At 42.8% G+C, this 17,038-nt stretch carries 15 protein-coding genes and 1 pseudogene; all 16 read right to left on the bottom strand.

Annotated elements, in window-relative coordinates:
- Window positions 1-80: 80 nt before the first annotated feature.
- The 16 genes and pseudogenes from V7R42_RS10995 to trhP all read right to left on the bottom strand — a co-directional run bounded on the left by V7R42_RS10995 (window position 81) and on the right by trhP (window position 16,729).
- Window positions 81-2,441: a TonB-dependent receptor gene (locus tag V7R42_RS10995; protein ID WP_334020258.1), complete on the bottom strand. Its 2,361-nt coding sequence runs from the start codon at window positions 2,439-2,441 to the stop codon at window positions 81-83.
- A 565-nt stretch (window positions 2,442-3,006) separates the two neighbouring features.
- Entirely contained in the window at window positions 3,007-3,501 is a 495-nt protein-coding gene (locus V7R42_RS10990) for a hypothetical protein (protein ID WP_334020257.1), read from the bottom strand.
- 49 nt (window positions 3,502-3,550) lie between these two features.
- Window positions 3,551-4,405 (bottom strand): annotated as a pseudogene (locus V7R42_RS10985) (IS3 family transposase); the annotation flags it as partial.
- Complete coding sequence (locus V7R42_RS10980) at window positions 4,405-4,716, bottom strand: transposase (RefSeq protein ID WP_334020256.1); 312 nt, start codon at window positions 4,714-4,716, stop codon at window positions 4,405-4,407. The pseudogene V7R42_RS10985 and the gene V7R42_RS10980, both read right to left, overlap by 1 nt.
- Window positions 4,717-4,860: 144 nt before the next feature.
- Entirely contained in the window at window positions 4,861-5,415 is a 555-nt protein-coding gene (locus V7R42_RS10975; protein ID WP_334020255.1) for a hypothetical protein, read from the bottom strand.
- 128 nt (window positions 5,416-5,543) lie between these two features.
- Window positions 5,544-5,975 carry a hypothetical protein gene (locus V7R42_RS10970; RefSeq protein ID WP_334020254.1) on the bottom strand — a complete coding sequence of 144 codons (432 nt, stop codon included), beginning with the start codon at window positions 5,973-5,975 and terminating at the stop codon, window positions 5,544-5,546.
- Between the two features lie 116 nt (window positions 5,976-6,091).
- Entirely contained in the window at window positions 6,092-6,580 is a 489-nt protein-coding gene (locus V7R42_RS10965; RefSeq protein ID WP_334020253.1) for a GNAT family N-acetyltransferase, read from the bottom strand.
- 137 nt (window positions 6,581-6,717) lie between these two features.
- The gene (locus V7R42_RS10960; protein WP_334020252.1) at window positions 6,718-7,125 is read right to left on the bottom strand and encodes a hypothetical protein; all 408 of its coding nucleotides are present in this window, start codon (window positions 7,123-7,125) and stop codon (window positions 6,718-6,720) included.
- Window positions 7,126-7,255: 130 nt separating this feature from the next.
- A complete protein-coding gene (locus tag V7R42_RS10955) occupies window positions 7,256-7,507 on the bottom strand; it encodes a hypothetical protein (RefSeq protein ID WP_334020251.1) in 252 nt (83 codons plus the stop codon).
- A 139-nt stretch (window positions 7,508-7,646) separates the two neighbouring features.
- Window positions 7,647-7,937, bottom strand: coding sequence for a hypothetical protein (locus V7R42_RS10950; protein WP_334020249.1), 291 nt, complete (start codon window positions 7,935-7,937; stop codon window positions 7,647-7,649).
- Window positions 7,938-8,440: 503 nt separating this feature from the next.
- On the bottom strand, window positions 8,441-9,616 hold the full coding sequence (locus V7R42_RS10945) for a saccharopine dehydrogenase family protein (RefSeq protein ID WP_334020248.1): 1,176 nt from the start codon (window positions 9,614-9,616) through the stop codon (window positions 8,441-8,443).
- Between the two features lie 138 nt (window positions 9,617-9,754).
- Entirely contained in the window at window positions 9,755-10,984 is a 1,230-nt protein-coding gene (locus V7R42_RS10940) for an aminotransferase class I/II-fold pyridoxal phosphate-dependent enzyme (RefSeq protein WP_334020247.1), read from the bottom strand.
- A 102-nt stretch (window positions 10,985-11,086) separates the two neighbouring features.
- Entirely contained in the window at window positions 11,087-12,310 is a 1,224-nt protein-coding gene (locus V7R42_RS10935) for a PepSY-associated TM helix domain-containing protein (RefSeq protein ID WP_334020246.1), read from the bottom strand.
- 125 nt (window positions 12,311-12,435) lie between these two features.
- Window positions 12,436-14,712: a TonB-dependent siderophore receptor gene (locus V7R42_RS10930; RefSeq protein ID WP_334020245.1), complete on the bottom strand. Its 2,277-nt coding sequence runs from the start codon at window positions 14,710-14,712 to the stop codon at window positions 12,436-12,438.
- Window positions 14,713-14,983: 271 nt separating this feature from the next.
- The gene (locus V7R42_RS10925; RefSeq protein ID WP_334020244.1) at window positions 14,984-15,229 is read right to left on the bottom strand and encodes a YfhL family 4Fe-4S dicluster ferredoxin; all 246 of its coding nucleotides are present in this window, start codon (window positions 15,227-15,229) and stop codon (window positions 14,984-14,986) included.
- Between the two features lie 3 nt (window positions 15,230-15,232).
- A complete protein-coding gene (trhP, locus tag V7R42_RS10920) occupies window positions 15,233-16,729 on the bottom strand; it encodes a prephenate-dependent tRNA uridine(34) hydroxylase TrhP (RefSeq protein WP_334020243.1) in 1,497 nt (498 codons plus the stop codon).
- Window positions 16,730-17,038 lie beyond the last annotated feature (309 nt).

Raw genomic sequence — 17,038 nt, 5'->3', positions numbered from 1 at the left:
GGCCTGCTTATCCTTCCAAGTGGTTAGAACGTTTGAACTGCAGGGTAAAACACACCAAAAAGGTCAACACACGCTAATTATTAAAATTTCACAAGAAGCGAAACACTTGCATGTCTTGGTCTGCCAAGTTGATGCTGACCATAGTTTTGCGCGTGATCTGTCGCGTCACCATCAGAGAAGAATGTTGAAATATATTCTTCATCAAGCAAGTTAGTTACATCAAATCGCAAGGTGTAATTTTCCCACTCATAGCCCACTTGCGCATTCACTAACACACGTGAATCATTGGTTGGGTTTGGATTTCTTGCGTACTCTGCTTCAGGCAAAATGTTTGCTGGATCGAGATACGCAGGGGAATCATCAGCATAGTTCGCGTTGACATTAGCATACAAACCTGACTCAAATTTATAATTTACCGCTAGGTTTGCAGTCCAAGTGGGTGCGTCTTGAAACTCTTTACCTGCAAAATCTTTGACTTCGCCGGTGGCTGGAACGGTGAAGTCAAACTCTGTGAATTCTGATTTAGCATAACCGATGCCAGCGGTAACGCTCATTTGTTTGCTAGGGTAATAAAACAGTTCTGCTTCAAGCCCTTTTATTTCTGATTTACCCGCGTTCACTGTTTCTATGTCGTATCTGGCAGTAGAGTACTGCACTGATATCTGCTGATCTTTCCATTTTGTTAAAAATGCACTGGCATTTACCATCAAACTGCCGTCCAACCAAACTGAACGCAACGACAATTCATAGTTATCAGTATACTCAGGGTCGTAGGTATAAAGTTTAGATTGGGTGATGTTAGTTCCAACACCGCCAGAGCGATAACCTTGTTGATAAATAAAGTTGGTGGTTAGATTGTCATCAAAGTGATAGCTAAGACCTAATTTGGGTAAAAAGGCGTCAAAGTCGGCGTTAGAGGCCGGCTCTACTCCAGATGCACTAGACGCGAGACTATTCAATGCGGCATTAATACCAGCAATAACCGGAGACAAGCCAGAAGCAACATATGCTTCGTTAGTTGGGTCGGGTAGTTGATTGTTGATGGTGTATAAGTTATCAGCACTGTTCGTCTGCTCTTCGTAGTCGTAACGCAGACCCGCCAATAAGTCTAACTGCTCGGTAATGGCGTAAGTGAAATCGGCATAAATGGCAGATGTTGTTACTTCTTGTTGTGTTGAGGAGCCCAAACCAAGCTGTATGGGATCGATATCTGGATATAATGGAACAACCATAGCAACGACAGGCGCTGGCAGACCAAAACCTCCAAATTCCGCTGGTGCACCAAGTAGAGTGGCCAGATCTGGAATACCCACATCGGCAAGAGAAATAAGGCGTTCACCAGCGGCTTTGTCTTCAACATCTAAGGTTGATGTATACAGACCGAACACCGCTTCTAACGCATCGCCCTGAAACACAAAACGAAATTCTTGGCTGAAGGTATCGTCTACTTTTGTGTAAGTGTTATCTAGCGTGACTTGTTCTGGCGTCATATCGCCATCCCAGAGATAGCCATATTCAGACTCATTTTTTGTGGTAACAGAGGTCAAAGACCATAGGTCATTAATTTGCCAATCGAGTTCTAGTGTATAAATGTCGGTGTCGGTACCTTCCCAAATTGGCGTATTAGTCCATACTTCACGATCAAACGCCGACCCTTCGCCATATTCAAATAATGCCCACTGCGGGCCCAAATCACTCTTAGTATTTGTGAAAGTAAATAATGCTTTAACATTGTCACTTGGCTCAAAGAGTATTTTGGCGCGTAGCGTTTCACTTTCTTCGTAATCCGATCGGTCATTTAGCGTAGTGTTTTTAATACTGCCATCGTAATTACGGTCTTCGTAGCTCATTCGAAAAGCCAAGAGATCGTCTAATAGAGCGCCACCACCGGCAACGGCAAATTCTTGTTGTCCGTATTCACCAAGCGTAAGTCTGGTTTTTCCACCCCATTCATAGGTTGGATCTTGTGAACGCATAATCACGGCTCCAGCCAACGCATTACGACCTTGAAGCGTTGATTGCGGCCCTCTAAATACTTCGATTTGTGACAAGTCCCAAACCGACAAGCCGCCATTGCGAATTACGCGATAGGGTAGTGGTGCACCGTCAAAATAGACACTGGTTAAAAAGCTGTTACCACCGCCAGAAACGTTAAAGGCATCAATACCACGTATACTAAAACCCTGACGCAAATCGCCAGAAACATTCGGGATTCGAGAAAAAACGTCGGAAATGTTAAGGATGTTTTGGTTCTGGATTTCATCATCTGTAACAACGGCAACGCTAGTAGGCGTTTCTTGTAACGTTCGGTCAATCTTCTGGCCCGTAATAACAACTCGTTCGAATTCCTGTGAGTCTGCGCCTGTTATTTCGGCCTGAACCGCTGGTGCGGTTGTGTTGAGTGCTGCGGCAATACTTAGTGCCAGTGTTTTAAATCTCATTGTTGTTCCGTTTTAAATTATGATTTTATAGTTATATATTGAAAGTAACTATCAAAATGATAATCATTATTGTTTGGGTGTGTAAAGTTATTACTGCAGTTTTATGAAAATTTTTTAGTTAAATCAAAAGGAAGGCAAATCGCGAGAGTTGAGAGGGTATGGCATTTACTGTTTCAGCGAACCTGCGAGCGAGTTTATACGAATGGTATATGCTCTCGGCATTACGTTAAAAAACCTTTGACCAACCTGTACGCCAACGCTCTGTCTTTTCTTTAGGGGAGAGTTGTTTAGGGCTAACTGTAACAGATGGCTTAAGTGAAAACCTTTTTTCGAATATTGCCTTTGAAACAGCGCCTCTTGTTTCTCGATCTTTTGTGTTAGTTACAGCCACTACTTGTTCGCATGTCCTTCATTGCCAAAATGTAGCTTGTTCTGATTGTATTTCAGAAAATCTTTCAGGAAATTGGAGTTTATCAATTGACTCTCTTGCTTCATTAAGTTCGGCTACTGAGTAACTTGAATAATCTGGCTTTAAATCTGACATAGTTAACTGAGGCCTAACGCCCTAATCAACCGCGCCGTTGTTTGGCGTCGGATGAATTTGATTGTTAGCTGTACTTATACAGCGATTAAAAATATATATTGAAAACAATATAACTACTGGAAGTAGAAGGACATTAGCTAGTGTTAAGCCAACAACTTTAGTAAGCCAAAATACTCCTGCCACCCCAAAGCCATCAATGTGCAATGACATTTTTCCAATTGCGGCAATAATGCCTATCAAAACGTAATAGATAGAAGCTATACCTAGAAAATAACCTTGTGCCGTAAACCACATTTTTAAAGCAGCTTTAATAGCCGTAGATTTATCATTTTCATTAACAGCATTAAGAAACTGACTAGCAAATTTAGACACGGATTTTGGCGCTAGATAGAAAGCCAATATGAAAAATACTAGCGCACCAGACCACCACTTTTCCTCTGTAGTAAACCACTGCATTAAAAACAACAGAGAAACAAATAAAACTTTTGATAAGAGAGAGATTTTTGAGTTTAACACTACATTTCCTTTGTACAGTGGTCTTACCCACTAAAAGTGGACGTCCATGTTAAGCGTATGTCGCTTCGTATTCATACGGGCTGACATAGCCCAATGTAGAATGCTGACGCACGCGATTATAAAAAATTTCTATGTATTCGAAGATACAAGATTTGATTTCCTGAAGCGAGTTGAATTTCTCGCCGTATATGAGTTCGACTTTCATACGACTGAAGAATGACTCCATTACGGCATTGTCCCAGCAGTTGCTTCTTCTACTCATGCTGGACACAGCACCGATGCTCACTATCAGATCTTGGTATCGCACAGAGCGATATTGAACACCTCTGTCGGAGTGAATGATTAACCCTGGCGCTATGTCTCGTCGGCTAATCGCCATATTAAGTGCGCGTATAATAAGCTCTTCGGTCATATGACCATCAAACGCCCAGCCAACAATAGCTCTTGAGTACAAATCCATCACAGTCGCCAAATAATGCCATTGGCCTTTAAATCGAATGTAAGTGATGTCAGTGACCCACTTTGTATTGGGCTTTGTTGCTACAAATTGTCGGCGCAAAACGTTTTCACTCACGCGCACATTACTGTGGCTATATTGCGAGTATCGAAACGCTCTACCGTTACGAGCGCGTAATTGTAGCTGATGCATGATTTTGGCAATTGTATTAACGCAGCAGGGAACGTTTTCTGCTTTCAAGGCGCGCGTTAATCTAGGTGCGCCATAGCGCTTTTGGTACTTCTCAAAGAGCGCCATGGTGTGCTCACGCAGCTGTTTTCGCCGCTGCTGATATGCGGGCATACCACGTGTAAGGTACTTGTAATAGCCAGAACGAGAGACTTTAAGTGTCCGGCACATCACCGTTACTCTGAATTGTCCCGCATACACTTTAATGAGTGCGTACTTTACTCTTGGTCGCTCGCAAAGTACGCGGCAGCCTTTTTTAAAAACGCATTCTCTTCTTTGAGATCGGCCAGCTGGCGCTTGAGGGCTTGCACCTCTTCAGAGTCTTCTTGATGAAACTTCACACCTTGAATAGTTGAGAATTGATTACCGCCACAGCGCTTGAACTGTCGACGCCAGTTGTAGATTTGTTGCGCGGAAATACCCAGCTCTGCGGCCACCGATTGGTTGGAGTTTCCTTTCTGATCTGCTCGACGAACAGCCTCTTTACGAAACTCCTCAGTGTAAGCATAAACCTTCTTTTTATTAGCCATAAGTCACCTCTTATCTAACTATAGGAGATGTCCACTAAGTTTGGGTAAGTCCTACAGCTAACGCTAAGCTAACGGGCAGTGACGTAGCGGTATAATCGCGAAGCGCCGCTGCGTTGCTGTCCCAGTGAACGAGTTAAGCGCTTGTTAGCTCTCGTACTGAACATAAGAAAAGCCCAAAACCGATTTTTTTCCAATTAAAAGTAAGTCGTCGTTTTCCTTTAACTCGTACCAGTCATTTGTCTTTAAATTGCAAACCTCTTCATTTAAAAAAAGAGAATACTCTTTAACCTTTACTCCGTGACCACACATCTTTGAAGTTGTATTTCTTTTTACCGTGACTTTAATTTGAGCTTTTTGAGCGAAAAGATGATGCATACCAGCGGGAGCACCTTTTGCGATAGCACAAACCGAAAAAAATGGTATGAAGAGGAAAAAACAAAAGGCCATAAAAACCCTCTGTTTTCCTTCCGGTCTTGGTGGATAGTAAGATGCGTACTTAGGGCTAAAAAGTAGATAAAGTGCAAAACCAATGATGATAGCTGAAATCAAAAAACTCAGTAAGAGCAGTTTTTCATAAATAGATTCGTCGACTAAAAAGTTTGCATACATACCATAAAAGGTTAAACCGAGATAAGCGAAAAATGATATCAAAATTACTTTGTTTTTGACCGGCGTCCCTTCTCTGAAAATTAATCCCACTAAAAAATCCTTCTATATTAAATAGGTGCTAACACCCACATAAGGGGCAGTAATGCGTGGGCTAAAATATGGAGCGAAGCGACAGAGCCCACGTGTTACTGTCCCAGCGAAGCGACTTAATGTGTTTGTTATAATTTTCTATTATAGACTTCCTCTGCGCCCTTTGGAGCGGGCAATAGAAGTTTCCCCTCTCTGATGCAGAATGTATTTTGTTGTATATCCAGAGGTATTCTTGTGTCTTCAAATTGAAGGACAAAGCAGCCTTCATCATCCGGTGGAGTTATTAGCGAGAAATGAGTTCTTACGGGGTTTCCTCTACTTGGATAAACAGAATATAGGCCGTCAGATATTACTATTTCCTGATTTTTTAATATCTTTGAGAATTTATGAACTTCTTCTTCATTCATTTCTGAATTTTCAAAGCTTTCAATTGTTTCTGCCTTACTGAAAATCCAGTGTCCAATAAATTCATACTCTGTACTTTTGAGAGTCTTCGCAATCGTATAGTTGCTAGATAAGATTAGGCTAACCGTGATAACTGTAAGAAACGCCCTTTTCATTAAAATTACCCCTAAATTATCTTTCCAATAACGGGCGCAGACATGTGGGGCATAATGGCGAAGCCGCCCCGCGTGTATGCGTCCCAGCGAACGAAGTGAGTGCGTTGATTGGGTTGTTATATGCCCAATGCTTTCTGCCAAAAAACAGCACTACCAGCGCTTGGGTCTAATTCGTAACTACTAAATCCAAATTTTTCATACGCTGCTTTAGCGATGTTATTATTGCTTAATACCTCTAGTGTTATTTTACAACAGCCTAAGTTTTTGGCTATTGATTCCACTTTTTCAAGTAATTTTTGACTGAGACCTAGCCCTCTAAACTTTTTGTGAACACATATGTCGTGGATGTTGACAAGAGGCTTGCACGAAAAAGTCGAGAACCCTTCGAAACAATTGGCTAAAGCTGCTGGTGAGTCGTCGACGTATATTAAAATACTAAAAGCTTGTGGGATTTTTGATAGTTCAGAAGAAAGATTTGCCATAGTTGTTTTTGACAAAGGGCTTCCACCGCCCATTGGGTCACAAGCATACTCGTTTAAAAGAAACGGAATATCTTGAGCGTGTTTTTCGTTGTTGTAATCAGCTTTTACTATTTTTAGATTCATAGTGGAAAATTTTCCTTGGCATATAACTTCCAAATATGGGGCGCAGACATGTGTGCAAAAATGGCGAAGCCGCGCACATGTTTGCGTCCCAGCGAGCGGCAGCGAGTGCCATAATTTGTTTGTTATGTGACTTTACCCTAAATAAGAGCATGCTTTTTATACTTTTTAACAAACACTTTAGCTTCTGCCAACGTTGAAGGGTAAGAAACGTTGCAATAGCTATTTTTGATAGGCCTGATTTTTTGAAAATAGAAACCATGGTGGACGAGGTATGCCACCTTTTTCCATTGGGCGATATCAGACTTTTTTGGTGCTTTGAAATGCCGGCCTAAATTATAAGTAACACCACCACAAGAAACACACTGGCCGTGCAATGGATAATCGCATGGAGCACCAGGAAAGCTGCGTTGAAAAGAGGTTTTGCAGTCGAGGCAAGCATACGCCATAGAATACTTGCCACTTGGAAAGGAAGCTCTGTCTGGTTTGATTGGTTTAGTTCTGTAACCAGAATCCCATCTCAGTGCTTTTTTAGTGTTTCTATCCATGAATATCCTGAGTCACATAACTTTTAAATATGGGGCACAAACATGCAGGCTATAATGGCGAAGCCGCCTGTCTGTTTGTGTCCCAGCCCGCCTGCGGGCGACATAATTTTTTTGTTATGTGCAAATGTTACTACGAGCTTGTTTTACCATTTGACGAACTCAAGCTGCTAATGATTTGATCTAGTTTTTCAGCGCTTACGCTATCGTTGAAATACAATCTAAACAGCCCACCAGTATTGGCAGAACCGTCAATAACACTTTTGGGAATGATAGAAAACTGCTCAATAAGTAGATCTTCCAATTCATCTAAATCGTTGTAATTTTCCGTCTCAACAAAAGTTCCGAAAGTATCCTTGCCTATTTGAACATTAAAATCGATCATCTGAAACTCAAATCATACACCTGCACATAACTTTTAAATAAGGGGCGCAGGCATGTGGGGAATAAAGGCGAAGCCGCCCCGCATGTATGCGTCCCAGCGAACGAAGTGAGTGACTTCATTTTTTTGTTAGGTGCGTGCTTCATAAAACCCCGAACACTCGCAGTAAAATGGGCAAAACAATAACCAATAACATTATAATCCCGAGCCATTTTGCCAACGCATTTCCTGTTTTACTTCCTTGGCTTACGTCTATCTTTTTTTCTTTTAGCGCACTTGTTTCAAGTTTAATGCTGTAAATCATTGCTGCTCCACTGATGGTGCAAACAAACAATAGAGTTAAAGGATTAGGACCAAATACAGAGAACATAACGGCTGGAGCAATTATGCAGAGAGAAATTCCAATAATCCATGAAAGGTAATGTTTATCCATTAGCACCTAACAATTTAATCGTTCCCTAAACGGGGAGATTTAACGAACCAGAACGGTTTTTTTGTCCGTTTGGTTTTAAACATAATTAAACCATAACCCATCGTTATAAATAGTAAAATACGTTTTTGGTGTATTTTGCTCAAAAGCTAAAAACGCCAAATCGGGTTGCAGGTGGTTTTGGGATATTTCGTTGCAAATTATTAAATAGAGCTTTTTTACTTTGGAGTCGGACATGAAATCTCAATTTATAAAATCCTTGTTCGTGCATATGATGCTCAAGCGCTATGCAAACCTATATAAACTGGATTTTAGACTACATTCGCTTTCATTAATTTTAGCACCCGAAAGATCTAGACTTACGGCATGTTGAAGTATATGCGTAAAATACTTTAAGGCATTGAACGTTATTCGGGTTTAAAAATTACAGGTTTGAAAAAAGCAAAAGGCTGAATGCAACCCATATTCAGCCTCTTTCGTTTTAGAGTATTTGTTTTATTTTATCTTTACTTTTCAATGGTAAACGTAAGGCCTGCCTTTTCTTCCAAGCGGCTAATTAGTTTGTTGCCAAGGGCGGCGGCTGGGGTAAAGAAGCCGCCAGACAAGTTCACGTCTTTGCAAAGGCAAAGCGCCGATTCTGAAATCATTTTACTGGTAGACCCATAGCCCGGATCTTTGTCACCTTTAACCGATACGGCCAACATGTCGCCATTGGTCGCGGTACCCACAAACATCACATCGTAAAAGCCATTTTCACGCTCTTCTTTATTCGGGCCCTCGCCCGGTTTAGGTCCATCATCACTTGCAAGCGACTTATCTTTGGCAATGTGGTTCGCCATGGCTTCACCTTTTTCGCCGGGACCTGTCATCATCATTTCATCATACTGAAAGTTCTTACCGTAGATAAATCCACCTAGATAGTTCGTGCGATGAACGTTTTTAGTATTAATGGCTGCCATAATAAATGGCGCAACCCAAGTGCCTAACTGTTCGTCGAAGTAAGGTTTGTTACCATCGGGCTGCGGTTGATTTGACGAGCCATCGGTTAACGAATGTGGGTTAATAAGTGCCGCCATAACAGACTTATCTTTGTGTGCGGCCGCCATGGTCGCTTTTAAACTTGCGGCCGTGCCGCCTGAGAACGTGCCCTGCATTTTGCGAACACGGCCTTTTACATATTCGATTACATCGCCCGATTGCTTTTTAGCGTGCTCTTGAAGGTAATGCACACCTAGGTCAAAAGGAACAGAGTCGAAGCCACACGAAAAGACAATGTTTGCGCCAGTTTCCTTGGCCTTTGCTTCATATTTATTGATCATTTGATGCATCCAGGCCGGCTCACCGCATAGGTCCGTATAGCCTGTTCCGTTATCGACACAAGCAGAAAGTAACTTTTCACCGTAAATCTGGTATGGGCCCACAGTAGTAAGTACAACGGTTGTGCGCTTCGTCATAGCATCTAGGGCTTCGGCATCGTCACCGTCGGCTACAATGCTGGCAACGCTATCACTAATGCCTAGTTCCTGTTTTACGTCATTCAACTTGGTTTCGTTACGACCAGCAACTGCCCATTTAACGCTGTTGTCGCTGCCGTATTGCGCCTGAAAATATTCAGCCACTAATTTACCCGTAAAACCTGTAGCACCGAAAATAACTACATCAAATTCCCGCTCGTTACTCATTGTTTTGTCCTGTTGTATTTCGTTTCGACACATGTCATCAAAATGCGTTACTCAATATACGCACAAGTGCAGATATCTATCATTTTTTTCGGTAATATTTGTCTATTCACGAAACTAAACGGCGGGCGGCGAAGCCGTTTAAATTAACGACTGAACAAACTTCGCAAGGCGTGAAAGCCCCTCATTTAAACGTTCAGTGTTAGTAGCGAAAGACAGCCGTACGTAATGGTGGGCATTGTGTTCACCAAAATCATTGCCAGGTGTTAGGGCCACATGATAGCGAGAGAGCAGGGAATCACAGAATTCAATAGCATTTAAGCCTGTTCGTTTGATATTGATGTAAGCGTAAAACGCACCGTCAGGCTTCGTTTCTAAACTAAGCCCCATATCTTGCAGCGCGTCAAAAACAAGCGAGGCACGCTCAGCCAGCGTTTTGCGGTTTTGCTCACACTGCTCCAGTGCTTCAGGGGTAAAGCACGCAAGGGCAGCTTTTTGAGAAAGGGTAGAAGGGCAAATGAACAAATTCTGCGCAAGTTTTTCAACGATAGGGGTCATTGTTTCAGGTAGCACGCACCAGCCAAGACGCCAGCCTGTCATGCCAAAATATTTGGAGAAGCTGTTTATAACGACCACTGTCTCTTGTAGCTTAGTATTCGCAAGCACGGTTTTAAGTTTGGTATCAGCGTGGGTGGTTGATTGGGGAGCGGAAGCATCTGTATGAATATCGGGTTTAGCCGAAAGCGATAGATCTAAGTAAATCTCATCAACCACTAAGAAACCGCCTTTAGATTTGCAGAACTCGCCAATTTTGATCAACTCTTCTGAGTCTATTGCTGTACCTGTTGGATTGGCTGGGGAGGCAATAAGCACGCCTTTCGTATTATGTTGCCAGTTTTCGGCCACACTTGCAGCGGTCAGTTGAAAGTTATCCTCACTGCGAGTTGGCACTAGCGTTACCTCTGCGCCAAATGCGTTTAAAAAACGCCGATTACAGGGGTAAGAGGGGTCGCCTAATATCACATTGTCGCCCGGTTCAACCAAGGCGGCGCTAGCCAAAAGCAACGCGCCAGAAGCGCCTGCGGTCACGACAAGCCTTGAAGGGCTTACCGCTACGTCGTGCTTAGTTTTATAAAACTGTGAAATCGCTTCACGCAGTGCTGGAAGGCCCAACGCCGACGTATAGGGAAAATTTGGAGCATCCAAGCTTTCTTTTATTGCTGCGAGTACAGGCGCAGGAGCGCCGAAATCAGGTTCGCCGAGGTTAAGACGAATAACGTCTTTACCTTGTTGTTCTAGTTCGGTGGCTTTTTCGCCATAAGCCATGGCGAGAAATGGAGAAATAGCGGTGGCGCGAGAGGCAAACTTCACAATAAAACCCTTATTGATTATGCCAGTTCAAACAATACGGCATTAATGATCACTATTGCATGCTATTCAAGTAAATTATTAAAGATGAGAGCGGATTATTTCTTAAGTGAACCGCCCCACATAAAAATAGAATGCTATAGCTGCTAGCACAAAAATGGGTAAAGTACTAATTTGTGCTCGTGTTAATGACGTCGACTTGGTGCGTTTCCATGTCATCCAAACACCTGTAAACGACATTGCAGTAAGTGCAACACCGAACATAAACCAAATTATTTTGGTCCAAATACCACCAAACGTACCAAAATGTATCGGGTCAGCGTATTCGTTTAAATACGCGTTAACACCTATGGATTCAGGTGTAAACGTGCTTACTATTTCAAACGTATCCGGATGAATAAATACACGGTATGCTCTATCTCGCAACAAAGGGTTGTTTTTAACACCACGCATTTGAATAGGAGAAGTCTTATCGGTTGGAATTAAAATAGAAGTAATGTGCCAATTGTCGTGTGCGCGTTGCGCTATACGTATTACTTTATTAAACGCTTGTGGGGTTAAATAAATACCTTCATTTTGCTGGCGTTTTGATGCGGCAACATCGCTGCTTTGCTGTATACGCTCAATTTTGGGAGCTTGTGGCTCAACGCTGCCACCTGCTACGCGGAAGCCAAATTCATAAAAATACCATAAGCCGGTTACGCAAATTAGTACGGAAAACCATACTCCCCATAGCCCCATAAATTTATGCAAATCGCTTAATGTTATTCGACTTCCTTTATTAAAACGAACGCGAAGCAGCGCTTTTCGCCAGTTTTTAGTTGTTTTCAATCCGGTGTATATAGAGATGGCTAATATGAAAGCCATAGCACAAACGAAGATAATACCGGGAACGGCAGGCATAAAAAGATATCTGTGGAAATCGCGGAAAAAGCGTTGAACCGAGAGCCTAGGCATGGTGCCAGTAACGTCATATGTCCATTGATCTACCTGTACAAATTCATTGTGAATAGCATCGTCTTCAATTGTTGCGCGAAAGGTAAGGTAGTCTTCACCCATTGCGAGCATATAGCGAGGCTGGCCATTAGGGTACGCTTCTTTTATCGATGCGTAAATTTCAATCCAGTCATCGTCTGTAGGTATGCTGCTTCGCCCTTGTGGTTTTTCTGAAGCGCGTAATTCTTTAAAAATTAACCAGTCTATTTCGTTAGACACACTGGCGATAGTGCCAGTGAACAACACAACAAACATTAAGGTCGCAAGGTGAAAGCCAACCCATGCATGCCAGTTGTATAGTTTCTTTAAACTCTTTCGGTTTTTTGCTGCCACTTACCACCAAACCTTTAAACGAAACAGACACGACCAGTTAAGGGAAGTATCTGTTTACTTAAATTAAAACGAGTAAATTAAAGCGCGCTTTTGCGCGCTTGCTTAATTTTGGCGTGAACCATTACTTAAAAGTCGAATGATAACGACGCTATTACTGTACGCGGTGCACCTAATGGGATACGCAGTACTGTGAATCCTGCGCCATAGTATTCTTCATCAAATACGTTCTTGGCAGCTAGTTGAAAGCGCACATTTCCTGACTTTCCAAACATACTTGACGTAGGAAGTGTGTACCATACCGATAAATCGACTAAAGAAATATCACCTAAGTTTAACTGAGAAGAAAGGTTACCTTCAGCGTCCATCACTCTATCTGACTCATAATAGTATCCCGCACCAAGTCCTAGACCCTCAAAGTCTCCATCTTGAACTTCATAAGAAGCGTAAAGGTTTAAAATATTGTCAGCAATACTTTCAGCTTGTCGTGTTGCTCCAGCACTATCCCTGTCTTGTGCGTCGGTATACGCATAAGATACTGAAATATTCATACCGTTTAGCGGCTGGCCAGTAACACTAAGCTCAACGCCTTCAGAAGAGCGGCCGTTTATAAACAACACATCACCATTAGCGTCTAGGCCGTCGACTACATTTACTTTGTCGATATTATACACGGTTAGCGAGCCCTGTACTTTTCCGTTCAACAGTGTGGTTTTTACACCAAACTCAACTTGCTCACCTTCTTCTGGGTCAATCTCTTTTACTGCACCGGTATTGTTAGACACCACAGCGTTAGGTTCGAAAGATTCTGCGTATGAAGCAAAGAATGAAACGGTTTCAAATGGGCGGTACGTTAAACCTATCTGTGGCGTTATACCAGACGCGCGCGTGTGTGACGGTGAGCTGCTTTCTCGGATGAACTCGGTTTCACTATATCGAATACCGGCGAGCAAGGAAAACGAGTCAGTAATATTAGTGAAGATGTTTGCATAATAACCTTTATCTTCATTGCTCCATGAATCAACAGAAACACCCTCTAAAGAAAAGTCATCGGAAAGCGCGTAAACAGGGTCGATAAAGCTGTGGAACGGAGCTGTAATGCCGTCTGTTTGAGCGCCGATAACGAATTGGCGAGTGGTATTATTATCAATGTAATCGGCGCCTATTATGACCTGATGGGTCATTCCAGCAAATTCAAAATTGCCACGTAGTTTAACGTTGGCGAGGGTCGATTCAATGTCGCGGCCTCGGCTACCGTCTAAGCGTTTAACTAGATATACGCGATCACTAGGATCATCATAAATAGCACCCGCTGTGATAATGGCACTGTCAAAAGCGCCAGTAACATAACCTTGGTCGTTAATTGGTGTATCTGCGTCTACAACGAAAGCGATTCTAGGGCGAGACTGAAGATCATTTCCCGTAGAGTCTTCTAATGCAACGTTAGTTTCAATATTCCAATTTGAGTTGAATTCGTGTTTAAAACCCCACTCTACAATTTGATACTCTATTTCGGCAATTTCCCATGGGCTACCAAAACGCTGACTAAAAGGTACGTCAAGTAAGTCGTTGATAATTTGAGGGCCTTCTGAGGTTTCAATTGCTATCGTACCTCTATCTAAAGGACGAGACTCATCACGCCACTCATAGGCTAAGTTCATCTGAGTGGTATCACTAACAAAATAGCGAGAAGAAAAGGCAACGGTATCGCGTTTTATATCTGAAAAATCCCTGAAGCTCTCTGCATCTTGTGTTGAAGCGACAACACGAATGTCGAGGTCGTCACTGATAGGCTGAGAATAGTCAATCATGGCAAATTTATCTTTAAATGAGCCATAGCGCACTTCACCAGCGATACGTTGTTTACTCATAGGCTGTTTAGTTCGAACATCTACAACACCGCCAGGAACAACTTGACCATAAGTAATAGCGGCAGGGCCTTTAACCAATTGAACGTATTCGGTATTCGACAAATTAGCTTTAAAATTTGACGTTATTTTAAAGCCGTTGCGATAGACTGCATTCCGTCTGAAGCCGCGCATAAAAAAGTCATCGTTTGTTCCGCCGAAACCGTCGCCAGCACTTACGCCTGGTGCATTTCGAAGCGCTTCATCAAGCGTGGTAATTTTTCTGTCTAAAACCAGTTGTTCAGGTATAAGTGTAACGTTACGAGGATTTTCTAGAAAAGAAAGCGCTAAATCAGTAGCACCATCTTTAGCGTCAATAATGTAGCGAGACTGGTTAGTGCCGGTAACTCGAATAATCTCAATGTCTTCTTTTTCAATCGAGGATTTTTTACTTAGCGTGGGGTTATTTGGGCTTTCTTGAGTTTGTCCTTGCGTAACGGGAACGAACGAACCGTAAATCGATGCAGTTACGAGTGTGCTTAAAAGTGCTTTATTCATAAACGTCCAAGTAGAAATGTGTTTTCCGCCACTCTTTTCATCATTTTTTATCTCTTTAGTAATGAGTTGCTGAAATAGGGGGGCTAGGCTGTGACATAACGTCTTCCTTAACTTACCAAAATAAAACCCTCTAAAGCAAATGATAATAATTACCATTTGCTTTTTTGGTTGGCTGATTTACTCACTCGGTTACGTGTATTTCGGACTAAAACCATGGCTTTAGCGTCACGCTTTTTCTAATGTATGCAAAAGTTCGCTTAAGCCTATAATGTTACCGGGTTAAACGAACAAACTTTTCGGCTAACTCATCTAAGGACTCTTTATTTTTAGGGTCTGGCTTAACCACATCAATAGGGCATACCGCTACGCAAGTAGGCGCATCGTAATGCCCCACGCATTCCGTACAGCGCAAAGGGTCTATTTCATACACTTTGTTGCCCACGCTTATAGCGGTATTGGGGCATTCTGGCTCGCACATGTCGCAGTTAATACAACTATCAAGAATATGCAGCGCCATGCGTTATGCCTTACTCATGCTTGCAGAGTCTGCGGCATTTTTCGTTTTGCGAAACGGGTTGCGGGTATCAACACCCTCATCTAGGTTTCGCAGCAATAGGGCAAAATCTAGATCCACAGTATAAGGTAGCGGTATTCTTACTTGGTGTCCGGAACCTTTGGCATCGGTGATAGGATGGTTTTTCTTATCCAGCATCTCACTGAGAGTGAAGGTGATGTTACCGCTTGGCGTCATCAACTCTAGCGAGTCACCCACACAGAATTTGTTTTTTACACCAATAATTGCAAACCCAGTAGCTTCGCAACGACCTATTACTTCACCCACAAATTGCTGTTTATTGCTAACCGAGTGACCATACTCATAGTTCTGATAGGCTTGGTGCGCATGGCGACGCAAGAACCCTTCGGTATAACCTCGGTGGGCCAAGGTTTCCAAGCTTCCCATTAACGCACTATCGAATGGCTTTCCTGCTACCGCGTCGTCAATTGCTTTGCGATAAACTTGTGCGGTTCGGGCACAGTAGTAATGTGATTTAGTGCGGCCCTCTATTTTTAAACTATGCACGCCCATTTGGGTTAACTTGTCTACATGTTGCACGGCACGCAGATCTTTAGAATTCATAATATACGTGCCATGTTCGTCTTCAAAAGCTGGCATCAGTTCACCAGGCTTTTCCTTTTCTTCTAACATGAACACTTGGGAGCTTGGCGAGCCTTCACCAAGGGTAGGAATTACCACTTGAGGCGTTGTAACTGCCTTATCAATTTCGCTGGCTTGAACGATGTCGCCAGTTTCGTTCTCCTTGCCTGTATTAACATCGTAAGACCATCGACAAGCATTGGTACAAGTGCCTTGATTCGGATCGCGTTTATTCATATATCCAGACAATAAGCAGCGTCCCGAATACGCCATACAAAGCGCGCCATGCACAAACACTTCCAATTCCATGTCTGGAACATGCTCGCGAATAGTTTCAATTTCTTCCAAAGAGAGCTCTCTGGACAAAATAACGCGCTCTATGCCTTGATTCTGCCAAAACTTCACCGTGGCGTAGTTCACCGCATTGGCCTGTACACTTAAATGAATAGGCATTTCAGGGAAGGCGTCGCGCACCATCATAATCAGTCCTGGGTCTGACATAATTAACGCATCGGGCTTCATAGCAATTACTGGTGAAATATCTTTTAAGTAAGTGCGTAGCTTACTGTTGTGGGGAGCAATGTTGCTTACTATGTAGAACTTTTTACCTAGAGCGTGTGCTTCTTTTATGCCTATCGCTAAGTTCTCAAGGCTGAATTCGTTATTTCTTACGCGAAGCGAGTAGCGTGGCTGCCCAGCATAAACAGCATCAGCGCCATAGGCAAAGGCGTAGCGCATGTTGCGCAAGCTGCCTGCAGGTGCAAGCAGCTCTGGCGCGATTAACGTTTGGTTTGGCAATGTTGAAGCTGAGTCTTCATGTAGGTTAGAAGAGCTGCGATTAGGTGATAATTTTGAAGTCATAGATAAAAACCGCTACTAGACGCTTTAAACAAGGCGGCGGATTCTATAAGCCGCAACATACCTCAACAAGCCAAACGAAGCCTGGCTTTGACCGAGATCAAATAATTCATCATTGCTTACGTTTGTAAGCGCGTTAGCAGTACGGAGGCTAGCAATTTCATTTATTACAGATGCCGCCTTAGTGCATAACTCAATTAGTAAAAGTCCAGCCTGTTCACAGCTCAACCAAAAACAGCCTATTAAAACGATGAACTGCCATGGGCAAAAGCCGACACATAGGGTAGGCTAGAAATTCACAATAATAAGGAC

This window comes from Alteromonas sp. S015 (assembly GCF_036864485.1).
In the GTDB taxonomy this organism is placed as follows: domain Bacteria; phylum Pseudomonadota; class Gammaproteobacteria; order Enterobacterales; family Alteromonadaceae; genus Alteromonas.
Note: the sequence above shows the minus strand (reverse complement) of the source record. Positions and strands in the feature narration are given on the sequence as shown.

What these genes read in the sequence shown, in the direction of transcription:
- V7R42_RS10995 (WP_334020258.1), bottom strand. Translation starts at nt 2,441, where the DNA reads ATGAGATTTAAAACACTGGCACTAAGTATTGCCGCAGCACTCAACACA.
- V7R42_RS10980 (WP_334020256.1), bottom strand. Translation starts at nt 4,716, where the DNA reads ATGGCTAATAAAAAGAAGGTTTATGCTTACACTGAGGAGTTTCGTAAA.
- V7R42_RS10970 (WP_334020254.1), bottom strand. Translation starts at nt 5,975, where the DNA reads ATGAAAAGGGCGTTTCTTACAGTTATCACGGTTAGCCTAATCTTATCT.
- V7R42_RS10965 (WP_334020253.1), bottom strand. Translation starts at nt 6,580, where the DNA reads ATGAATCTAAAAATAGTAAAAGCTGATTACAACAACGAAAAACACGCT.
- V7R42_RS10960 (WP_334020252.1), bottom strand. Translation starts at nt 7,125, where the DNA reads ATGGATAGAAACACTAAAAAAGCACTGAGATGGGATTCTGGTTACAGA.
- V7R42_RS10955 (WP_334020251.1), bottom strand. Translation starts at nt 7,507, where the DNA reads ATGATCGATTTTAATGTTCAAATAGGCAAGGATACTTTCGGAACTTTT.
- V7R42_RS10950 (WP_334020249.1), bottom strand. Translation starts at nt 7,937, where the DNA reads ATGGATAAACATTACCTTTCATGGATTATTGGAATTTCTCTCTGCATA.
- V7R42_RS10945 (WP_334020248.1), bottom strand. Translation starts at nt 9,616, where the DNA reads ATGAGTAACGAGCGGGAATTTGATGTAGTTATTTTCGGTGCTACAGGT.
- V7R42_RS10930 (WP_334020245.1), bottom strand. Translation starts at nt 14,712, where the DNA reads ATGAATAAAGCACTTTTAAGCACACTCGTAACTGCATCGATTTACGGT.
- V7R42_RS10925 (WP_334020244.1), bottom strand. Translation starts at nt 15,229, where the DNA reads ATGGCGCTGCATATTCTTGATAGTTGTATTAACTGCGACATGTGCGAG.
- trhP (WP_334020243.1), bottom strand. Translation starts at nt 16,729, where the DNA reads ATGACTTCAAAATTATCACCTAATCGCAGCTCTTCTAACCTACATGAA.